1 pseudogene is annotated in these 2,569 nt (G+C 49.6%); it reads right to left on the bottom strand.

The window, feature by feature from the left end:
- Nucleotides 1-2,569: pseudogene (locus NXS99_RS09135) on the bottom strand (hypothetical protein); the annotation flags it as partial.

Genomic DNA, 2,569 nt, shown 5'->3' with positions numbered 1-2,569 from the left:
CTTCGCCCTTACCACCAACATTTACTGGAGTAGGAGTCTTAGTGAAACCATCCTCAGGAGTAAAGGTTACCTTGCCGTCAGGATCAATCGTCCAAACACCCTCACCAGGAACCTTCAGCTCCTTCTTCGGATCACCAGTTGGATCCTTCGGATCAACAAAACCAATGCTCTCAGGAACCACACCAGGAATATCCTTGAAAGGATCATCCGTAGTCACAGGCTCGCCAGGCTCACCAGTCTTTTCCTGCGAAGGAATAGCCGCAGCTACCACAGCAGTATACGTAGCAGTTTGGGTATAACCATCCTCAGTGGTTGCCACAACCGGCACAGCAGGAGCAACACCTGCAAACTCAGCCTCAGGATCAAAGACAACTACATTATCCTCAACCTTATAAGCACCAACACCAGGAACGGTCAACACACCATTTTCAGGCGCAATCGTCACACCATCTTTTTCAACACTGCCAAGCGCAATGGTCTTTTGCTTATCGACAAGACCAGGGAACATCTCATCAACAGTCTTACCTTCATCTGCAGGAAGACCATCAGCAGCAGCATCCTTATCAGACGACTTCTGTACCGTATCCTTCGGTCCATACGTCTTCGCAGGTACAGCAGGCTCAATCACTACAGGCGTGTACTTAGCCTTCGCCTTCGTACCATCATCAGCAGTCGCAACAACCGTGACAGGCTGAGCAGTACCAACAAAATCAGCCGCAGGCTCAAACGTCACAACACCCGTAGCAGGATCAACCGTAAACACACCCTCAGGAGTGGTCTTCGTAGTCTGACCATCTTCAAACGCAGCAGTAAAAGTCTTACCCTTCACCGCAGGGAACTGATCCTCAATCGGAAGCGTCTTATCACCAGCACCATCATCCGTAGACGTCTGAGTCTTACCCTTATCATCAACCGAAGTCAACAATGGGAAAACAGACACAGTCGAAGGCGTAACCTTATTACCATCCTTCGTCTTACCACCAACAACTACAGGAGTAGGAACCTTCTTAAACGTAGGCTCAGGCACAAACTTCGCAACGTTATTCTCAATCGTCCAAGTACCCTCACCAGGAACCTTCAGCTCCTTCACCGGATCACCATTTGGATCATCAGGATTGATGAAACCAACCGAATCAGGATCCACAGCCTCAGGCAACGCAGGCAAAGCAACATCAACAGGCGCACCAGGAACACCAAACTCCTCACCAGGAGCAAGTGGTGGCACAACAGTCGGCGTGTACTTAGCCTTCGCCTTCGTACCATCATCAGCAGTCGCAACAACCGTGACAGGCTGAGCAGTACCAACAAAATCAGCCGCAGGCTCAAACGTCACAACACCCGTAGCAGGATCAACCGTAAACACACCCTCAGGAGTGGTCTTCGTAGTCTGACCATCTTCAAACGCAGCAGTAAAAGTCTTACCCTTCACCGCAGGGAACTGATCCTCAATCGGAAGCGTCTTATCACCAGCACCATCATCCGTAGACGTCTGAGTCTTACCCTTATCATCAACCGAAGTCAACACAGGGAAAATAGTGACACTACCAGCAGTCGCAGGCTGACCATTCTTATCCTTCGCCACCAAAGGCACAGGAGAAGGCACACCCTTAAAGCCTGGCGCAGGCTCAAACTTCAACACAGGCTTACCATCAACAACCTCAAGCGTCCAAGTACCCTCACCAGGAACCACAAGAGGAGTCAAAGGAGCATCCGGATTATCACCCAAACGAACACTATTTGGATCAACCTTGTCAGAAAGACCCGGAACCTCAACACCAGTAATTGGCTCACCAGGAACCGCAAACTCTTCAACCTTCGGCAACGCAGCAGGATACGTCACAGTAACAGTACCAGGCTTAATCGTTGAAACCTTCGTACCATCAGCCAACGCATCTTTCGCAGCACCAACATACTTCACAGGAGTCGGATCACCAGCAAAAGAATCCAACGGAGTAAACGTCATTGCACCAGTAGCAGGATCAACCGTCCACGTACCCTCATTAGGAACCGTTAACGTACGACCATCCTCAGAAACAGTCGCACCAGCAGGCTGATCAGCATCCGCAAACTTCACAGTCGCAGGATCAATCTCCTTATTAGCAGCATCCAACGGCACCGTCACAGCAGCACGATCAACCGTACCAAAACCACTCAGATCCTTCACCACTGGAACCACAACAGGCTGATACTTAGCCGTCGCAGTCTCACCAGCTGCAGTCGTCACAACCGCAACAGCTTCAGGAGCAACACCAGCATAATTCTTATCTGCCACAAAAGTAATCACACCATCAGGCGCAATCGTATAGGTACCTTTACCATCAACAGTATAAGAATCAACCTTCGCACCAGATACAGGATCAGTCAGTTTAAAGGTTGCACCAGTAAGATCCGTGCTAGTAAACATTTCCTGCACAGAACGACCAGCATCAACATTTACACCATCTGGAGAACCAGCAACAGCACCATCTTTATCAGTAGACTTCTGCGTACGAGATGCATCATCACCATCACTTTGCAACGCATAAGTGACAGCATTATTCGCAATCTGAGTCACCGCACGAGCAGAGTT

It is taken from the genome of Corynebacterium sp. HS2168-gen11 (assembly GCF_024834075.1).
Classification (GTDB): Bacteria; Actinomycetota; Actinomycetes; order Mycobacteriales; family Mycobacteriaceae; genus Corynebacterium.
Note: the sequence above shows the minus strand (reverse complement) of the source record. Positions and strands in the feature narration are given on the sequence as shown.